At 61.8% G+C, this 17,886-nt stretch carries 18 protein-coding genes; 17 read left to right on the top strand and 1 reads right to left on the bottom strand.

Annotation, left to right across the window (positions count from 1 at the left end; genetic code table 11):
- Positions 1-7: 7 nt before the first annotated feature.
- From ABHR75_RS02530 to rsfS, 8 genes are all read left to right on the top strand, one after another.
- Positions 8-1,885: a TIGR03960 family B12-binding radical SAM protein gene (locus ABHR75_RS02530; RefSeq protein WP_238057426.1), complete on the top strand. Its 1,878-nt coding sequence runs from the start codon at positions 8-10 to the stop codon at positions 1,883-1,885.
- Positions 1,882-2,694 carry a TIGR03936 family radical SAM-associated protein gene (locus ABHR75_RS02525; RefSeq protein WP_055285117.1) on the top strand — a complete coding sequence of 271 codons (813 nt, stop codon included), beginning with the start codon at positions 1,882-1,884 and terminating at the stop codon, positions 2,692-2,694. The genes ABHR75_RS02530 and ABHR75_RS02525 overlap by 4 nt, the downstream gene beginning before the upstream one ends.
- 67 nt (positions 2,695-2,761) lie before the next feature.
- Positions 2,762-3,136 (top strand): 50S ribosomal protein L21, encoded by a 375-nt coding sequence (gene rplU / locus ABHR75_RS02520; protein ID WP_035138585.1) that lies wholly within the window; start codon positions 2,762-2,764, stop codon positions 3,134-3,136.
- Between the two features lie 33 nt (positions 3,137-3,169).
- Positions 3,170-3,427 (top strand): 50S ribosomal protein L27, encoded by a 258-nt coding sequence (rpmA, locus tag ABHR75_RS02515; protein WP_006236075.1) that lies wholly within the window; start codon positions 3,170-3,172, stop codon positions 3,425-3,427.
- 85 nt (positions 3,428-3,512) lie between these two features.
- On the top strand, positions 3,513-4,979 hold the full coding sequence (gene obgE, locus ABHR75_RS02510; RefSeq protein ID WP_022094754.1) for a GTPase ObgE: 1,467 nt from the start codon (positions 3,513-3,515) through the stop codon (positions 4,977-4,979).
- Positions 4,980-4,982: 3 nt separating this feature from the next.
- Positions 4,983-5,660, top strand: a complete 678-nt coding sequence (gene nadD / locus ABHR75_RS02505; RefSeq protein WP_022094753.1) for a nicotinate-nucleotide adenylyltransferase — start codon at positions 4,983-4,985, stop codon at positions 5,658-5,660.
- Between the two features lie 87 nt (positions 5,661-5,747).
- On the top strand, positions 5,748-6,281 hold the full coding sequence (yqeK, locus tag ABHR75_RS02500; protein ID WP_172677985.1) for a bis(5'-nucleosyl)-tetraphosphatase (symmetrical) YqeK: 534 nt from the start codon (positions 5,748-5,750) through the stop codon (positions 6,279-6,281).
- A gap of 27 nt (positions 6,282-6,308) precedes the next feature.
- A complete protein-coding gene (gene rsfS / locus ABHR75_RS02495) occupies positions 6,309-6,764 on the top strand; it encodes a ribosome silencing factor (protein ID WP_022094751.1) in 456 nt (151 codons plus the stop codon).
- A gap of 95 nt (positions 6,765-6,859) precedes the next feature.
- Here the strand turns inward: rsfS and dinB are convergent, their stop codons facing one another.
- Positions 6,860-8,113, bottom strand: coding sequence for a DNA polymerase IV (gene dinB, locus ABHR75_RS02490; protein ID WP_195544404.1), 1,254 nt, complete (start codon positions 8,111-8,113; stop codon positions 6,860-6,862).
- Between the two features lie 201 nt (positions 8,114-8,314).
- On the opposite strand from dinB, the gene rpsP reads away from it, so the two are divergent.
- From rpsP to ppdK, 9 genes are all read left to right on the top strand, one after another.
- Positions 8,315-8,656 carry a 30S ribosomal protein S16 gene (gene rpsP, locus ABHR75_RS02485; protein ID WP_022094749.1) on the top strand — a complete coding sequence of 114 codons (342 nt, stop codon included), beginning with the start codon at positions 8,315-8,317 and terminating at the stop codon, positions 8,654-8,656.
- Positions 8,657-8,698: 42 nt separating this feature from the next.
- The gene (locus tag ABHR75_RS02480; protein WP_171021534.1) at positions 8,699-8,944 is read left to right on the top strand and encodes a KH domain-containing protein; all 246 of its coding nucleotides are present in this window, start codon (positions 8,699-8,701) and stop codon (positions 8,942-8,944) included.
- A gap of 34 nt (positions 8,945-8,978) precedes the next feature.
- A complete protein-coding gene (gene rimM / locus ABHR75_RS02475) occupies positions 8,979-9,470 on the top strand; it encodes a ribosome maturation factor RimM (protein ID WP_226812527.1) in 492 nt (163 codons plus the stop codon).
- Between the two features lie 10 nt (positions 9,471-9,480).
- Positions 9,481-10,239 carry a tRNA (guanosine(37)-N1)-methyltransferase TrmD gene (gene trmD / locus ABHR75_RS02470; RefSeq protein ID WP_055285126.1) on the top strand — a complete coding sequence of 253 codons (759 nt, stop codon included), beginning with the start codon at positions 9,481-9,483 and terminating at the stop codon, positions 10,237-10,239.
- Between the two features lie 2 nt (positions 10,240-10,241).
- A complete protein-coding gene (gene lepB / locus ABHR75_RS02465) occupies positions 10,242-10,805 on the top strand; it encodes a signal peptidase I (protein ID WP_055309866.1) in 564 nt (187 codons plus the stop codon).
- A 59-nt stretch (positions 10,806-10,864) separates the two neighbouring features.
- Positions 10,865-11,776: a glycine--tRNA ligase subunit alpha gene (locus ABHR75_RS02460; protein WP_006236091.1), complete on the top strand. Its 912-nt coding sequence runs from the start codon at positions 10,865-10,867 to the stop codon at positions 11,774-11,776.
- Positions 11,777-11,779: 3 nt separating this feature from the next.
- Positions 11,780-13,876: a glycine--tRNA ligase subunit beta gene (gene glyS, locus ABHR75_RS02455; RefSeq protein WP_346963532.1), complete on the top strand. Its 2,097-nt coding sequence runs from the start codon at positions 11,780-11,782 to the stop codon at positions 13,874-13,876.
- 34 nt (positions 13,877-13,910) lie between these two features.
- The gene (locus ABHR75_RS02450) at positions 13,911-14,777 is read left to right on the top strand and encodes a pyruvate, water dikinase regulatory protein (protein WP_161115629.1); all 867 of its coding nucleotides are present in this window, start codon (positions 13,911-13,913) and stop codon (positions 14,775-14,777) included.
- A 249-nt stretch (positions 14,778-15,026) separates the two neighbouring features.
- Complete coding sequence (gene ppdK / locus ABHR75_RS02445; RefSeq protein ID WP_346963531.1) at positions 15,027-17,777, top strand: pyruvate, phosphate dikinase; 2,751 nt, start codon at positions 15,027-15,029, stop codon at positions 17,775-17,777.
- Positions 17,778-17,886 lie beyond the last annotated feature (109 nt).

Here is a 17,886-nt window from a genome sequence, read left to right as displayed (position 1 = left end):
TTTTCCGTTGCGCGTTCCGTACCAAGATTGTTTTCATTTAATTGAGCCGTTGCTCGCCAAGGTCGAGAAGCCGAGCCGCTATATCGATCACGAGTGGGGCACGCTTTCCAAGGCCGATGCCGACTACCGTTGCTGCCTGATCTACCCGGATGTGTACGAGGTTGGTCTGCCCAACCAGGGCATCGCCATCCTCTACAACATCCTTAACCAGGCCGAGGGCATCTCCTGCGAGCGCGGCTATGTGCCGTGGCCCGATATGGGCGACGCCATGCGCGAGGCGGGTATTCCGCTGCTATCGCTCGAGGGCGCAGCGCCGGTCGCTTCGTTTGATATCGTCGGTCTGCATGTGCCGCACGAGATGGCGGTGACGAACTTCCTCGAGGCACTCGACCTCGCTGGCATTCCGCTGTTAGCGGCCGACCGCACCGAGGACGACCCCATTATCATCGCCGGCGGTCCCTCGGTGTACAACCCCGAGCCGTACGCGGCCTTCTTCGATGCCATCCTCATCGGTGAGGGCGAGGAATCGCTGCTCGAGACCTGCCAGCTGCATCGCCGCCTGCGTGACGAAGGGGTCCCGCGCGCGCAGATTGTCGAGCAGCTTGCATCCATTGCCGGCAACTACGTGCCGTCGCTCTATGAGGTTCGTCATGACGAGCCCTGCTCGCCGCATGGCTACACCGTGCCACGTGAGGGCAAGGATGCGCCGACCGTGGTCTACAAGCGCGTCGTCGAGGATTTCGGCGCCACGAATCCGCTGTCGCAGTCGTGCGTGCCCTATGCGCAGCTGGTTCACGACCGCCTGTCTATCGAGATCCTGCGCGGCTGCGCCCGCGGCTGTCGTTTTTGCCAGGCCGGCATGACGTATCGCCCGGTGCGCGAGCGCTCGGCCGACCAGATCGTCTCGTCGGTGATTCAGGGCCTGGAAAAGACTGGCTATGACGAGGTGTCGCTGACCTCGCTCTCCACGACCGACCACTCCTGCATTCGCGACGTGCTCGGCAGGCTCAACCGTCGCCTGGAGGATACGGGTATTCGCGTGTCTATTCCGTCGCAGCGCCTGGATTCGTTTGGCGTGGATATGGCCGAGTCGGTCGCCGGCGAAAAGAAGGGCGGACTAACGTTCGCGCCCGAGGCCGGCAGCCAGCGCATGCGCGACATCATTAACAAGAACGTGACCGAGGAGGACCTGGACCGTGCGGCCAAGGCGGCCTTCGAGGCCGGTTGGAACCGCATGAAGCTCTACTTTATGATGGGCCTTCCCGGCGAGCGCGATGAGGACATCGTGGCCATCGCCAATCTGGCCGATCACGTGCTGGAGCTCGGTCGTTCCGTGGTGCCCAAGGCTCGTCGCGGCTCGATTTCGGTGTCGATCTCGGTTTCGGTCTTTATCCCCAAGGCTGCCACGCCGTTCCAGTGGTGCCCGCAGCTCGACTACGACGACGTCAAGCGTCGCCAGAAGCTGCTTATCACGAGCGTTCGCAACCGTGCCGTCCGCGTGCATTACCACGATGCCGAGACCTCGCTCATCGAGGCCGCGCTTTCCCGCGCCGGTCGTGACATGACGCCCGTCATCATCGATGCTTGGCGCTCGGGCTCTCGCTTTGACGCCTGGGTAGAGCATTTCTCGCTCGATAACTGGAAGGAAGCTGCTGCCAAAAACGGCATCGACCTCAATGAGCTCGTGCACCTGCCCTACGAGTTGGACTGGCGCCTGCCGTGGGAGCACGTGAGCCCCGGCTGCACGCGCGGCTTCCTCGAGCGCGAGTACCGTCGCTCGCTCGAGGGCGTCACGACTCCCGACTGTACCCGCACGTCGTGCACCGGCTGCGGGATCTGCCCCACGCTCCACGCCAAGAATGTATTGATGGGTGATCGCGCATGAGTGAGCGCCTGACCGACAACCCCTCGCTCTTTAGACTTCGTGTTCGCTATGGCAAGCGCGATCGCCTTAAGTACCTGGGCCATCTCGAAGTAATCCATACCATTGAGCGCATCGTGCGCCGTGCGGGACTTCCCTATGCCGTCACGCAGGGCTTCTCTCCGCACATGCGCGTGGGCTTCTCTTCGGCGCTGCCGGTGGGTACGTCGTCGACCTGCGAGTGGTATGACCTGTTTATGACCGAGTTCGTGGCGCTCGACGAGGCGTTTGGGCGCCTGGCTGCGGCGTCTCCGGCCGATCTGGCGCCCATCGAGGCGGCGTACATCGACGTGCGCACGCCGGCGTTGACGGCGCAGCTCACGCGCCTGTCGTATCGCATCGACCTGCACTTGGATCCCGAGGCGCCCGTAAGCGCCGACGAGGTGCGTCGTGCGATCGACACGCTGCGCGCGGGCCACGGCATCGACTACGCGCGCGGCAAAAAGAGCAAGCGCTTGGATTTGGATCACACGCTCGTGGGCTATGAGCTCACGGCGGGGGAGCGCCCGGACCATTTGGTGCTCATGCTCGACACCCATGCCGACAACGAGGGCTCCATGCGTCCGGAAATTTTGCTTTCTGCTGCTGATGTTTTGTTGCAGGGCTTGACCCCGGGCGTGGATGCACCTATTGTTTCCACCGGTATGCAAGACCTCGTGACCATCTGCTCCTACGATGTCGAGCGTCAGAATCAAGCATGCGAGGACGACGAGGGCCGACTCGTCAGCCCCATACCTGTGCGAACTTGTGGATTTGCTCCACATACTCGTTGACGGGGGTATTTTCGCCTGCTACTATATTCGGCTGTTGCACTAACTGATGCATGAAGGGCAAGTAAACATGTACGCAATCGTTAACACGGGCGGCAAGCAGTACAAGGTCGCCACCGACGATGTCATCACCGTCGAGAAGATCGAGGGCAATGAGGGCGACAAGGTCACCCTGCCGGTTATCTTCCTCAACGATGGTAAGAAGATCGTCACCGATCCCGACAAGCTGGCCAAGGCCAAGGTTACCGCTCAGATCGTTGAGCAGTTCAAGGGCGAGAAGCAGCTGGTCTTCAAGTTCCACAAGCGCAAGCGCTATCGTCGTCTGAAGGGTCACCGTCAGCAGCTCACCAAGCTGAAGATCGTGAAGGTTCAGGCTACCTCCCGCGCCAAGAAGGCTGTCAAGGCAGAGGCTGAGGCTGTTGCCGAGGCTCCCGTCGCCGAGTAGATTACACTCGTAACGAAAGAGTAGGTATACACAATGGCACACAAAAAAGGACTCGGTTCCTCCCGTAATGGCCGTGACTCCCGCGGTCAGCGCCTTGGCACGAAGCGCTATGCCGGCCAGACGGTAACCACGGGCACGATTCTCGTCCGTCAGCACGGCACGCACATCCACCCGGGTGAGAACGTTGGCCGTGGTAAGGACGACACGCTGTTCGCGCTGGTCGACGGTACCGTTGAGTTCCACAAGGGTATCAAGCACAGGGTCAGCGTACGCCCGCTCGCGAACGCGTAATTCACCCTTCATAGAGCACATATGTGGGAGGCACTTGAGTTTTAGGATTCAAGGGTCTCCCTCTTTTTTGTAGGAGGCGATTCTGTTGTCACAGTTCACCGATATCAGCCGCATTAACGTGTGCGGCGGCGACGGCGGAGCCGGATGCATGTCGTTTAGGCGCGAGGCATTTGTCCCCAAGGGCGGCCCCGATGGCGGCGACGGCGGTCGTGGCGGCAATGTCGTCATCCAGGCCGATGCTCAGCTGTCTTCGCTGATCGATTACCGCTTTAAGCATCACTTTCGCGCCGAGCGCGGCACGCACGGGCAGGGTGCCCGTCGTAACGGCAAGAGCGGCGAGGACCTGATTCTCAAGGTCCCTATGGGTACCGTGGTGCGCGAGCTCGATCCCGAGACGCAGACCCCGATGTTCGAGATTGCCGACCTGGTGCACGACGGCGAGCGCGTCGTCGTGGCGCCCGGCGGTGCCGGCGGTCTGGGCAACACGCACTTTGTGACGTCGGTGCGTCGCGCTCCGGCCTTTGCCCAGTTGGGCGAACCGGCCGAGGAGCACTGGATCGAGCTCGAGATGAAGCTTATGGCCGATGCCGCGCTCGTGGGCTTTCCCTCCGTGGGTAAGTCATCGCTCATCGCGCGCATGAGTGCCGCCCGTCCCAAGATTGCTGACTACCCGTTTACCACGCTCGTGCCGAACCTCGGCATGGTGCGTGCCGGTGAATATTCTTACGTCGTTGCCGACGTCCCCGGTCTTATCGAAGGCGCGAGCGAGGGTAAGGGCCTGGGTCACCAGTTCCTGCGCCACATTGAGCGTACGGCCCTGATCATGCACGTCGTCGACATGACGGGTGGTTTTGAGGATCGCGATCCGGTCGAGGATTACCACATCATCAACCGCGAGCTCGAGCAGTATGGCGCCGAGCTTTCGGAGCGTCCGCAGATCGTCGTTGCCAACAAGTGCGATGCGCCGGGCACGGCCGACAAGATTGCCGACCTCAAGCGCGCAGCGCTCGACGATGGACATATGTTCTTTGCCGTGTCTGCCGTGACGGGCGCCGGCCTCAACACGCTGATGCTTGCCGTGGGCGAGCAGGTGGCTAAGCTGCGCGCCGAGTTGGCTGTCTCGGATGAGCCGGTCGTTCTGCGCGACGATGAGTGGGAGCGCCGTCGCCTGCAGCGTGAGAAGCGTTTCCGCATTGTTCAGGAAGAGCCCGGTGCCTTCCGCGTGGTCGGTCGTGCCATCGAGCGCATGGTCATCCAGACCGACTGGGAAAACGAGGAAGCCGTCATTTACCTGCAGCATAAGTTTGCGCGTATGGGTGTTGACGACGCGCTCGAGAAGGCCGGTTGCCGTGCGGGCGACGAGGTCCGCATTTGCCAGCGCGCCTTTGACTTTGAGGGCGCCGAGGACTTCTCGGAGTACGAGGAGCTCGAGGATGCTGGCGAGGACGTTGCCGTTGAAGCCATTGACGTGGCCGATGCTGCGGATGAGGGAGTCGAGGTTGTCGATGCGGCGGATGCCGCGGGCGATGCCGAGACCTCGGAGGGCGAGTAAGCCATGTCGCTGCGCGGTGGAATCGGTCTGCCCGAGCTTCCTCTAGAGGACGGGCAGGAGTTTAGGCTCGGCATTATGGGTGGCACCTTTGATCCCATCCATTACGGGCACCTGGTGACCGCCGAGCAGGCGCGCGAGTCGCTCGACTTGGACGCTGTGCTCTTTATGCCGGCGGGCTCTCCTGCCTTTAAGCTTGACAAGCCGGTGACGCCTGCCGAGGACCGTTATGCCATGACGGTCCTCGCCACCGCCGCGAACCCGGCCTTTTTGGCGAGCCGGTTCGAGATCGACCGTCCGGGTGTAACCTATACGGCCGATACGCTTCATGCCCTTCGCGACTTTTACCCGTCGCAGGTAAAGCTCTACTTTATTACGGGCGCCGACGCGATTATCGATATTGTGACTTGGCATGATGCCGAACGAATCGCTGAGCTTGCTACCTTTATTGCGGCGACGCGACCGGGCTTTGATATCGATACGGCGCGTGCCCGAATCAAAGAGTCGGGGCTGCCGTTCGACGTGCGCTATATTCAGATTCCGGCGCTGGCGATCAGCTCGACGAACATTCGCAAGCGTGTTGCCCGCGGTATGAGCGTGCGCTATCTTACGAGCGAGTCCGTGCTCGGCTACATTCGCAAACGCAGGCTATATGCCGATTTGGGCCAAGAAGATTTTGAGTGATGGGGGTCTACGTTGTCGGTAGAGGATCAGTTTGAGGGCGATGAGCGCGCGCTGCTCAAGCGCATTCAAGAGCTGCTCGATGTTCGCATGAAGGATAAGCGCAAGCGCTATGTGCATTCGCTGGGTGTTGCCGAGACCGCACTTCATCTGGCCGAGGTCTACGGCGTTGACCGCTTTGATGCCGCTGCCGCCGGCCTGATCCATGACTGGGACAAAGTGCTCTCCGACGACGAGCTGGTCACGCGCGCTCTGCATTACGGAATTAAGATTGCCGGCTCTCCTTCCGCCGCGACGCCGCTTTTGCATGGCCCTGTTGCCGCCTATGAACTTCCGCAGCTTTTTCCCGAACTGTCGCCGGCCGTTTTCCAGGCTGTCGACCGTCACACCGTGGGTGACTGCGACATGACGCCGCTCGATATGGTGGTCTTTGTGGCCGATGCCATCGAACCCAACCGCCACGGCGATTATGCCCATGCGCTGCGCAAGATGGTGGGGAAGTCCTCACTCGACGAGTTGTTCTTCTCCTGTTTTGCGCAGGGTCTGGTCTATGTGATCCAGTCCGGGCGCTATCTTTATCCCACGGCTATTTCGATTTACAACCATTACGCCCAGCTGCGCTAGCTCGGGCTGACTAGAAAGAGGTATTCCATGGCCGACGAGACCATGACCGACGAGCAGATTCTTGAAGGTGTGGAGCACAAGAGCTTCGCCGCCACGTCCGACCGCACTGCCGCCTCGCTGTCCGCGAGCGGTGTCGCCGCCGAGGATGTCGCCCGCGCCGCCGCGCAGGCCGCCTACGACAAGAAGGGCGAGGACGTTCAGGTGCTCGACCTGACCGAGCTTTCCGATGTGTGCGACTACTTTGTGCTCGCCACCGGTACCAACAACCGCCAGGTCGATTCGATCGTCGACGAGATCGAGGAGAAGGTCGCCGAGGCTTGCGGCGAGCATCCGTTCTCCATCGAGGGCCGCGAGCAGAAGACCTGGATGCTCATGGACTACGGTTCGGTTGTCGTCCACGTCTTCACTCCCGAGGCGCGCGACTTCTACCGTCTCGAAAAGCTCTGGGGTGACGCCCCCCAGCTCCCCCTCAACCTCCTCTAGTAGCTCATTTGAGACGGGGTTTAGCTACCCTCACGCATATCGCCGGGCAGGTGCGGTTTCCGCACCTGCCCGGCTTTCTTTTTGCCCAAAGGCGGTTAATCGTTGAAGCGGGATTGGCGGCCGAAGGAAAGGGCGGTGTCGCCGAATTTGTCTCGGACGGCGTCGATGGCGACGGAGAGGTCGCGGCGGTCGCTGGATTGGGCTCCGCGGTCATCGATCTCGCAGAACAGGTCAGTCTGGATGCCGCCTTGGTGGTCGAAGTCGCTCATGCCGATGCCCGCTAAGCGAACATGCATGCCATCCTGCCAGATGTTGTCGAGCAGTTCGAGTGCAACCGCCACGAAGATGTTCTCATCGTCGGTCGGATGAGGCAGCCGGCGCTGTGCCGTACGCCCGCTGCCATACGAATACTTAAGCTTGAGCGTTACCGTGGCACCCGTCAGCCCCTGACGGCGCAGGCGGCGTCCCACTGACTCTCCCAACAGCGCAATCGCCGCCTCAATATCCCCACGCTCAGTCAAATCTTTCGCAAAGGTGCGTTCATTACTGACCGACTTGACCTCACGCTCTTCATCGAGACTCGTGACTTCGGAGATTTCGAGTCCTTGCGCACGCTGGCGCATGCGTTCGCCGTTGACGCCAAAAATAGAGGCCAAGGTGGATTCCGGTGCACGTGATAGCTCGCCGAGGGTGTAGATGCGCATGCGGCGCAGTCGCTCCTCGGCCGAGCGCCCGATGCCGCTCATGGCAGATACCGGCAGCGCGGCCAAAAAGCGCTGCTCGGTTCCGGGGCGCACGATGGTCAGCCCAAACGGCTTATCCCGCTCGCTTGCGATTTTTGCGACCGTCTTGTTGCAGCCCACGCCAATGGAGCACGTCACTCCCAGCTCTGCCACGCGACCGCTTATACGCCGCGCAACCAGCAGCGGGTCTTCGGGCGCAAAGCGACCCGGTGTGATATCGATGAAGGCTTCGTCGATGGATACGCGCTCAACGCGCGGGGTCTCGTCGGCGAGAATTGCCATAACGTGCGCGCTCACCTCGCGGTAGCGATCAAAGTGCCCGTGCGTCCAAATGGCTTGCGGGCACAAGCGCCGCGCCTCGGCTGAGGGCATGGCGGAGTGCACGCCAAAGCGACGTGCCTCATACGAACACGTGGACACGACGCCACGCGAATCGGCGTCTCCGCCCACGATGAGCGGCTTTCCGCGCCATTCGGGATGATCGAGCATCTCCACGCTCGCAAAAAACGCATCAAGGTCCATCAGACCCACCGCCGGACCCGTCCAGGGAGGCGGCGTGACGCCCATGGCATCCTCATAACCGTATGTATGTTCGCGTCTTTCCATGTCATGAGTATACCGCGCAGCTCATGTGGGGTGCGTGTATGTGCTTGCAAATCCCGAATTCTTGTCTAAGATATGGATTTGCCCTCGACTACACCGAAGAAGTTGGTCTCACGGACTTCACCTGCCCGCGTCGATGGCGTATTATGTTCAACTGTTTGTTTGTAGTTGCAGCCTAAAGCTGCTTGGTTGGAGGAGTTTCCTTTGGCAGTCAAGATTCGCCTTGCTCGTCACGGCGCTAAGAAGCGTCCGTACTACCGTGTCGTCGTCGCCGATTCCCGCGCCCCGCGTGACGGTCGTATCATCGAGGAGGTTGGCCGCTACAACCCGATGACCGCCCCCAAGACCATCAACCTTGACCTCGAGAAGATCGCCGACTGGCAGTCCAAGGGCGCTCAGCTCACCGACGCCGTCGCCGCTCTGGTCAAGGCCGCCAACGAGGGCGAGAAGACCGAGACCGTCGTCAAGAAGTCCAAGAAGCAGCTCGCCAAAGAGGCCGAGGCCGCTAAGGCTGCCGCTGAGGCCGCTGAGGGCGCCGAGGAGTAAATCGTGCCTGAGGTTGACGCTGCACAGCTCGAGGGTGAGGCAATGCTCTCAGATCGCATCGCCGATCTCGTCGAATATCTCGTTGTTCAGATCGTCGACGACCCGGATTCCGTGAGCCTTGAGGTCATCGATGGTGATGACGCCTCTACGATTGAGGTTTCGGTCGCCGAGGATGACGTCGCTAAGGTCATCGGCCGTCGTGGCCGTACCATCAAGGCCATTCGCACGCTCGCCCGTGCACTGGCTGCTCGCCTCGACACTGCTGTCGAGGTAGAGGTTCTGGGCTAGGACCTTGAGGTCCCAGTACAAAAACATCGCCCGTGTGGTCAAGCCGCACGGAAGGAAGGGGGAGGTCCTCGCGCAGCCGCTGCGGGGGCTTCCTTCTGTATTAGAGCCGGGTATGCGCGTCGCCCTGACGCCGCCGGCGCTCAAGCGCGACCGCTTTTGCACGGTCGTGTCCGTCACCGATACGGGCGATGGCGATCTGGTCTCGTTTGAGGGCATTGACGACTTGACGGCCGCCGAGGGCATCACGGGATGCTACGTGCTGGCAAATCGTGACGACTTTGAGCTCGATTCGCTCGACGCTGCCTATACCGACCTGATGGGTCGTGAGGTGGTCGACGAGCGCTTCGGTTCGCTCGGCACGATCGTCGAGATCATGTCGACGCCCGCTAACGATGTTTGGGTTGTCGAGGGCGATCGGTACGGCGAGGTACTGATTCCCGTGATCGAGCAGGTCGTGCTCGATCTTCCCGACACAGGAACAATTTCCGTCCATGTTATGGACGGCCTGATCGATATGGACAAGTAGGGAGGACAACATGCTGATCGAGACCCTTTCGGTCTTTCCCGAGATGTTTGAGCCCGTCATGTCCACATCGATTTTGGGCCGCGCCCGCAAGGCCGGCCTTTTTGATTTTAAGGCGTATAACCTGCGCGACTGGACGCACGACCGCCATCGTACCGTCGATGACGAGCCGTACGGCGGCGGGCAGGGCATGCTCATGAAGGTCGAGCCTATCGCAGAGGCCATCGAGGCCATTAGCGCAGAGGGTCCCAAGCCCACGGTTGTGTTCTTCACCCCCTGTGGCGAGCCCTTTACGCAGCATGTGGCCGAGCGCCTGCTCAAAAGTGAGCGCCTGCTGTTTGTGTGCAGTCGCTACGAGGGCGTCGACGAGCGCGCGTATGCGTATGCCGATGAGCGTCTGTCGATCGGCGACTACGTGCTTACGGGCGGCGAGCTTCCCGCTATGGTCGTTGCCGATGCCGTCGTACGCCTGATTCCCGGCGCCCTGGGCGACGAGATGAGCAACGTGGACGAGTCGTTCTCGACCGCCGAGGATGGAGGCCTGCTCGAGTACGCGCAGTACACCCGTCCTGCCGAGTTCAACGGCGAGGGCGTGCCTCCGGTGCTTGTGAGCGGCGATCATGCTAAGGTCGATGCGTGGCGTCGTAAGAACGCCATCGAGCGCACCTGTCGTTGGCGTCCCGATCTGATTGAGACGGCGCGGCTCACGCCCGAGGAGCGCGCTTACGCGCAGGAGATTCTGGACGCTTCGTATTCGCAGAGCGAGGAGTGAGGATGGTTCCATCGCAGCATTCCGTGCTAAAGGGTGCGTTTGAGTGGATCGTGGTCGTCGCGATCGCACTGGTCGCTACCTTCTTGATTCGCTCGTTTGTGGTCGAACCCTTTGTGGTACCCACCGGTTCCATGGAGTCCACGATCGAGATTGGCGACCAGATCCTGGCACAAAAGGTGAGCCTCGAGCTCGGTCAGCCCGTCAAGCAGGGCGATATCGTGGTGTTTCACAACCCCGATGGCACCTCCGAGCATGATGTTCTTGTCAAGCGTGTTATTGCCACGGCCGGGCAGACGGTCGACCTGCAGGATGGCAAGGTGGTCGTTGACGGCCAAGCGCTCGACGAGGACTATACGACGGGCATGAGCTGGCCACTTTCGGTCCAAGCGCCCGGCGCTCAGGTAAGCTATCCCTACACCGTTCCCGACGGGTGCGTGTGGGTGATGGGCGACAACCGCGAGAACTCTGCTGACTCCCGCTACTTTGGCCCGGTCGACCGCTCCGAATTGATCGCCGTGGCGCTCGTGCGTTACTGGCCGCTCAACCGTCTGGGCGCTATCGACTAAAAACCGCTATAGTACAGTACCTAACCGTGTAATCGTTTCGACGAGGGGATATTAGAGGCATGAACGCTTCATCGCTTTCCTTCCAAGACATCATCCTGCGCCTCCAGCAGTACTGGGGCGAGCAGGGCTGCGTCATCATGCAGCCCTATGACTCCGAGGTCGGTGCCGGTACCTTCCATACCGCGACCACGCTGCGCTCGCTCGGTCCCGCCGAGTGGCGCACCTGCTATGCGCAGCCTTGCCGCCGTCCCGCCGACGGCCGCTACGGCGAGAACCCCAACCGCATGCAGCACTACTATCAGTTCCAGGTGCTCATCAAGCCCTCACCGGTCAACGCCCAGGAGCTTTACCTGGGGTCTCTTGCCGCTATCGGTCTGGACCCCAACGACCATGACGTCCGCTTTGTCGAGGACGACTGGGAGAGCCCGACGCTCGGCGCCTGGGGCCTTGGCTGGGAGGTCTGGCTCAACGGCATGGAGGTCACGCAGTTTACGTACTTCCAGCAGGTAGGCGGCATCGAGGTCGACCCCGTGCCCGTCGAGATCACCTATGGCCTAGAGCGCATTGCCATGTATGCGCAGGGCGTTAACTCGGTCTACGACTTGGTGTGGAGCTACCTGCCCGACGGCACGCCCATGACCTATGGCGACGTGTTCCTCGAGAACGAGCGCGAATTCAGTGCCTATAACTTTGAGGTCGCAAACGTCGAGATGATGCGTCAGAAGTTTGACGACTACGAGGCCGAGTGCCATTCCTGCCTGGAGCGCAAGCTGCCGCTGCCGGCATATGACTGCGTCATGAAGTGCAGCCACGCTTTCAACCTGCTCGATGCTCGCGGCGCCCTGTCCGCGGTCGAGCGTGCCAACTACATCCTGCGCGTCCGCGCCGTCGCCAAGGCGTGCTGCGAGGCCTACATGGCCGAGGTCGCCGGAGTCAACGAGAATGCCGATCAGGAAGGCGAGGTGGCGTAAGCCATGGCAGACGCTAAGGATTTCCTGTTTGAGATCGGTACGGAAGAAATGCCCTCCGCACCGCTGAACAATGCCGTCAAGCAGCTTGGCACCATGATCGCCAAGGGTCTCGACGAGGCCGGTCTGGCCCACGGCGAGGTCCGTGTGATCTCGAGCCCGCGCCGCCTGGCTGCGCTCGTTGCCGACGTCGCCACCGCGACCGACGAGGTTCACGAGGTCAAGCGCGGCCCCGCGGCCAACATCGCCTTCGATGCCGATGGTAACGCCACCAAGGCCGCCCAGGGCTTCGCCCGCAAGTGCGGTGTGGCTGCCGAGGATCTGGTTCGTCGCGAGGACACCGACGGCCGTGAGTACGTCTTTGCCGAGAAGAACATCCCTTCCGCCCCGGCCACCCCGATCCTGACGGCCCTGTGCGAGAAGACTATCGCTGGCCTGCAGTGGCCCAACTACCGCTCTCAGCGCTGGGGTCACGAGCATGCGACCTTTGTTCGTCCGGTCCGCTGGATCTGCTGCCTTCTGGGCGAGGACGTTGTGCCCGTGTCGTTTGCCGACGTGACGAGTGGCAACACCACGCGTGGTCATCGCGTGCTTGGCCCCGGTGACCATGTGGTCGCCAGCCCCGCCGTCTACGAGCAGGTGCTCGAGGACGCCGGCGTGCTTTCTGCCGAGCGCCGTCGCGAGGCCATCCTTGCCGGTATCGCCGAGGTCGAGGCTGCCCGTCCCGGCTGCCATGTCGATACGCCCAAGAAGGTCTTTGAGGAGGTCATCAACCTCTGCGAGTGGCCGACGGTGCTCGTCGGGACCTTCGATGAGGAGTTCCTCAAGGTCCCGCACGAGATCATCTGCGAGTCCATGCTCACCAACCAGCGCTACTTCCCGATCTATGACGGCGAGGGCAAGCTCACGCGTGAGTTCGTGGTCGTCTCCAACAGCAAGCCCGAGAACGCCGAGCGCGTGATCGACGGCAACGAGCGCGTTGTGCGTGCCCGTCTGGACGATGCCAAGTTCTTCTACGAGGAGGACCTGAAGATCTCCCTCGACGAGTTCCGCGAGCGTCTGGCCAAGGTCGCCTTCCAGGAGAAGCTCGGTAGCGTGCTCGCCAAGTCCGAGCGCATCGAGCAGCTCGCGCTCGCTATTGCCCGTGAGGCACACCTGGGTGCTCACCTGGCAGCCGATGCCGCTCGCGCCGCGCACCTGTGCAAGGCCGACTTGGTATCCAACGCCGTCGTCGAGTTCACGAGCCAGCAGGGCGTGATGGGCGGTTACTACGCCACCGCGATGGGGGAGAACGATGAGGTCGCCCACGCCATTCGCGATCATTATCGTCCCCGCTTTGCCGGTGACGAGCTGCCCGAGGGCACCGCTGGCTGCATCGTGGCCTGCGCCGACAAGCTCGATACCATCGCCGGTATCTTTGCCATTGGCGAGCCCCCGACCGGCTCCTCCGATCCCTACGCGCTGCGTCGTGCCGCTATCGGCATCATCAACATCCTGCGCGACCGTCTGCCGATCGATCCCACGTCGCTTATCGACTTTGCCCTTGAGCTTTATAGCGAGCAGGGTATCGAGTTCGACGCCGCCGAGGTCGCTCAGCAGGTTCGCGACTTCTTCCACGGCCGTCTGGTGAGCATGGCCCGCGACGAAAAGATCCCGGCCGATACCGTTGCCGCCGTCTCCGCGGTGCACATCATCGCCCCGTCCGTCTTCTTCGCCCGCTGCGCCGCCCTCGACGAGGCCCGCAAGAACGACGCCGAGACGTTCGACAACCTTGCGACCGCCTATGCCCGCGCCGCACACATCTCCAAGCCCGAGCTGGGTGCGGAGTACGACCGCGGCCCGATGGGCGAGGTCGAGCTCGCGCTTGCCGATGCCTCCGAGGCTGCTCAGACCGCTGTCGATGCCGCCCTTGCTGCCGAGGATTACCCGGCCGCATTTGCCGCCCTTGCCGCCCTGCGCGCGCCCATCGACCGCTTCTTCGATGAGGTCATGGTCATGGACAAGGACGAGCAGCTCCGCGATAATCGCCTTAAGCTGCTCAACCGCTTCGAGGCCGTTTTCTCCGGCATCGCCAACATCGGTGAGCTTGCCCGCAAAAAGTAAGCCAGCCTGCGCATAAGCGCTAAAGGAGCCCCGCATGGATTGCCCGGTCACCGCTCGTCCCACCGTTATCGTTATCTCCGACTCGCTCGGTGATACCGCTTGTGAGGTGGTGCTTGCGGCGTCCGGGCAATTTGATGAAGGGGCTTTTCTTCTCTTGCGCCTGCCCAAGGTGACCTCGGTGGAGCAGGTGGAGTCGTTTGTGGGCCCGCGCGTCGATGCCGACCATCGCGATATTGCCGTGTTCCACACCATTGTCGATCCGGCGCTTCGCGCCCGCGTGCTCGATTACCTGGGCATGCTGCATATTCGTTCGGTCGACCTGATTGGCCCGACGCTTGCCGTGCTGTCGTCGCTCATCGGTGTGCCGCCCAAGGGCGTCGCGGGTGTGATTCACAAGACCGATGACCGCTATTTCCATCGCATCGAGGCCATGGAGTATTTCGTTGAGCACGATGACGGGCGCGGCTGCGACGATCTGTCGGGAGCCGATATCGTGCTGCTGGGCGTATCGCGTACGTCCAAGACGCCGCTGTCGATGTATTTGGCCTATCAGGGCTACAAGGTCGCCAATGTCCCACTGGCGCATGGCATGGAGCCGCCCAAGTCGATTTACGAGGTCGACCCGATGCGCCTGTTCGGCCTGATTTCGACCGTCGATGTGATTTCCGAAATTCGCGATAGCCGCTTGGGCGATGACTACGCTCGTGCCGTTGCCGGCTCCTATGCCGAGCCCGAGAGCGTGCACAGCGAGCTCGAGGAAGCCCGTGCGCTCATGAAGCGCCTAGGCTGCTTTGTGGTGCGTACCGACGGCAAGGCCATCGAAGAAAGCGCTGCCGAGATCATTAGCCACTTGGAGGAAATCCAAGAAGCCCGTGCCCGCCGCGCCGCCCGTCGAGCCTAATAGTAGCAGCATTTTGATAAAGCGATTTAGCAAAAATATCGCATCTGACCTGCACGTTCTTACAGTGGTATCTTCATAATGTAACCACCTTTACCTACCGTTTACCGCCAGTTTTAGCACGTTTACCAAACCGCGCATCCTCTGCTTAAGCCTGCTCAAAACCCGCCGTATAGTTCCCTCACGGCCCGCATCTGGCGGGTCGATTCGTTACCACGGTCGTGCGCGTAAGTGCATGGAAGGGGAAGTATCGTGAGCGATTGCAAGAGGGTTTACCGTTTTGGAACCGACGCCCAGGGCACCTGTGTCACCGAGGGAGACAAGTCCGTGAACTTCGTGCTTGGTGGCAAGGGCGCTAACCTTGCCGAGATGAGTCGTATCGGCCTGCCGGTTCCTGGTGGCTTTACCATTACCTGCCAGACCTGTGTCGAGTACTCCGGTGCCGGCAACGTCTGGCCCGAAGACGCACTCGATGAGATCGTTGCTGCCGAGGCGGACCTCGAGGCCCGCTGCGGCAAGAAGCTCGGTGACGCCAACGACCCGCTGCTCGTGTCGGTTCGTTCGGGCGCTCCGTTCTCCATGCCCGGCATGATGGACACGGTCCTCAACTTGGGCCTCAATAACGATTCCGTCCAGGGCCTCATCGCGCAGACGCAGAACCCGCGTTTTGCCTGGGATAGCTACCGCCGCTTTATCCAGATGTTTTCCAATGTCGTCATGGGCGTTGACGCCGACCTGTTCGAGAACGCCCTGACCCAGGCCCGTCTGGTCGCCGGCGTTCGCATCGATTCCGAGCTTTCGGCCGAGGACCTGCAGGAACTCGTCGAGACCTTTAAGGGCATCTTCTCCGAGAACGTCGATGCCTCCCTGTATCCCGAGCTCGAGGTCGCTGACGGCAAGCCCGTTTTCCCGCACGACCCGGAGCTTCAGCTACGCCTTGCAATTCAGGCCGTCTTTGGCAGCTGGATGAACGAGCGTGCCTGCATCTACCGCAAGCAGCATGGCATTTCCGACGACCTCGGCACCGCCGTCAACGTGCAGGCCATGGCCTTTGGCAACAAGGGCGAGACCTCTGCGACAGGCGTCGCCTTTACGCGTAATCCGGCCGACGGCACCAAGGAGTTCTACGGTGACTTTTTGGTTAATGCTCAGGGCGAGGACGTCGTCGCCGGTATCCGCAACACCGAGCCTATCGCCGACCTCAAGACCACCCCGGGCCTCGAGTCCGCAGGTGAGGAGCTCGAGCGCGTGTTCCTGACGCTCGAGGATCATTATCGCGATATGTGCGATATCGAGTTCACCATCGAGCAGGGCAAGCTCTGGATGCTCCAGACCCGCGTGGGCAAGCGCACCGCCACCGCCGCCCTGCGCATCGCTATCGAAATGGTCGAGGAGGGCCTGATCACCCGCGAGGAGGCCGTGAGCCGCATCGATCCCGCGCAGCTCGACCAACTCCTGCACCCGCAGTTTGACGCCTCCAAGAAGTACGAGACGCTGGCCAGCGGTCTGAACGCCAGCCCCGGTGCCGCCGTGGGCGAGGTCGTGTTCTCGAGCGACGACGCCGTCGCGCGCGCCAACGAGGGCCACAAGGTCATTCTGGTTCGCTGGGAGACCAACCCCGATGACCTGAAGGGCATGGTAGCCGCCGAGGGCATCCTGACCAGCCACGGTGGCAAGACGAGCCATGCCGCCGTTATCGCCCGCGGCATGGGTACGCCCTGCGTCTGTGGCGTTGAGCGCTTCCATATCGACGCCGCCGAGAAGGTCGTGCGCATCGAGGGCAGCGACCGCGTGCTGCACGAGGGCGACATCATCTCCATCGACGGCACCCAGGGCATCGTCGTCGACGGCGCCGTTGACCTGGTCTCCGCCGAGCTCACCGGCGATCTGGACACCATCCTATCCTGGGCCGACGAGATTCGCCTGGACGAGACCGGTGGCCATGCCAACCATGTGCGCGTTAATGCCGACAACCCCGAGGATGCCGCGCTCGCGCTCGAGTTTGGCGCCGAGGCCATCGGCCTGTGCCGCACCGAGCACATGTTCCTGGGCGACCGCAAGAACATCATCCAGAGCTTTATCCTGTCTGACGATGAGGCCGTGAAGCAGCAGGCCCTGGCCGACCTGCTCAAGGTTCAGACCGAGGACTTCCTGGCGATGTTCAAGACCATGTCCGGTCGCGATGTGGTCGTCCGCCTGCTCGATCCGCCGCTTCATGAGTTCCTGGATAATCCTCGCGAGCTCGAGGTCGCCATCACCAAGAAGGAAGCCGCTGGCGCCAGCGAGGAAGAGCTTGCCGTCCTGCGCGCCCGCCTGCGTCGTATCGACGGCATGGTCGAGTCCAACCCGATGCTCGGCCTACGCGGCGTGCGCCTGTCCATCGTCTTTAGCGATCTGCCGCTCATGCAGGTCCGCTCCGTCGCCACGGCTGCCGCTCGCCTCATCAAGGAGGGCGTCGATCCGCGTCCCGAGATTATGGTCCCGCTCGTTTCCATTACGGCCGAGCATGTTCAGACCCGCGAGGTTATCGAGCGCGTGATCGCCGAGGTTTCCGACGAAGAGGGCGTCGAGCTCAATATTCCCGTGGGCACGATGCTCGAGCTGCCGCGCGCCTGCATGGTCGCTGATGAGATCGCCCATCACGCAGACTTCTTCTGCTTTGGCACCAACGACCTCACCCAGACGACCTTCGGTTTCTCGCGTGATGACGCCGAGGCTAAGTTCATCCCGCTGTACATGCATAAGAAGATCTTGAAGGACAATCCCTTCGAGACCATCGACACAGCGGTGCTCGAGCTGGTGCGTATGGCCGTCGAGAAGGGTCGCGCCACCAACCCCGACATGCACTTTGGCGTGTGCGGCGAGCACGGCGGCGACCCCAAGTCCATCAAAGGCCTGTTTAACGTGGCCGACGTGGACTACGTGTCCTGCTCGCCCTACCGCGTGCCCCTCGCACGCCTGGCTGCCGCTCAGGCCAAGCTCGAGGCCAAGCGTTCCGCCTAACGTTTTGGGTTTAGACGCCTAGCGTAGCCCCCTTCATGCCGCCCGTCTCATTCGTGAGGCTGGCGGTTATCATGTGCGGGTTTTGTCTTTTTGTCTGCGTAAAAAATTG

Origin of the sequence: Collinsella aerofaciens (assembly GCF_039752955.1) — a bacterium.
In the GTDB taxonomy this organism is placed as follows: domain Bacteria; phylum Actinomycetota; class Coriobacteriia; order Coriobacteriales; family Coriobacteriaceae; genus Collinsella; species Collinsella aerofaciens_BI.
Note: the sequence above shows the minus strand (reverse complement) of the source record. Positions and strands in the feature narration are given on the sequence as shown.

Excerpts from the sequence above, each read along its gene's own strand:
- ABHR75_RS02525 (WP_055285117.1), top strand. The coding sequence starts at position 1,882 with ATGAGTGAGCGCCTGACCGACAACCCCTCGCTCTTTAGACTTCGTGTT.
- rplU (WP_035138585.1), top strand. The coding sequence starts at position 2,762 with ATGTACGCAATCGTTAACACGGGCGGCAAGCAGTACAAGGTCGCCACC.
- rpmA (WP_006236075.1), top strand. The coding sequence starts at position 3,170 with ATGGCACACAAAAAAGGACTCGGTTCCTCCCGTAATGGCCGTGACTCC.
- nadD (WP_022094753.1), top strand. The coding sequence starts at position 4,983 with ATGTCGCTGCGCGGTGGAATCGGTCTGCCCGAGCTTCCTCTAGAGGAC.
- yqeK (WP_172677985.1), top strand. The coding sequence starts at position 5,748 with ATGAAGGATAAGCGCAAGCGCTATGTGCATTCGCTGGGTGTTGCCGAG.
- rsfS (WP_022094751.1), top strand. The coding sequence starts at position 6,309 with ATGGCCGACGAGACCATGACCGACGAGCAGATTCTTGAAGGTGTGGAG.
- dinB (WP_195544404.1), bottom strand. The coding sequence starts at position 8,113 with ATGGAAAGACGCGAACATACATACGGTTATGAGGATGCCATGGGCGTC.
- ABHR75_RS02480 (WP_171021534.1), top strand. The coding sequence starts at position 8,699 with ATGCTCTCAGATCGCATCGCCGATCTCGTCGAATATCTCGTTGTTCAG.
- trmD (WP_055285126.1), top strand. The coding sequence starts at position 9,481 with ATGCTGATCGAGACCCTTTCGGTCTTTCCCGAGATGTTTGAGCCCGTC.
- lepB (WP_055309866.1), top strand. The coding sequence starts at position 10,242 with ATGGTTCCATCGCAGCATTCCGTGCTAAAGGGTGCGTTTGAGTGGATC.
- ABHR75_RS02460 (WP_006236091.1), top strand. The coding sequence starts at position 10,865 with ATGAACGCTTCATCGCTTTCCTTCCAAGACATCATCCTGCGCCTCCAG.
- glyS (WP_346963532.1), top strand. The coding sequence starts at position 11,780 with ATGGCAGACGCTAAGGATTTCCTGTTTGAGATCGGTACGGAAGAAATG.
- ABHR75_RS02450 (WP_161115629.1), top strand. The coding sequence starts at position 13,911 with ATGGATTGCCCGGTCACCGCTCGTCCCACCGTTATCGTTATCTCCGAC.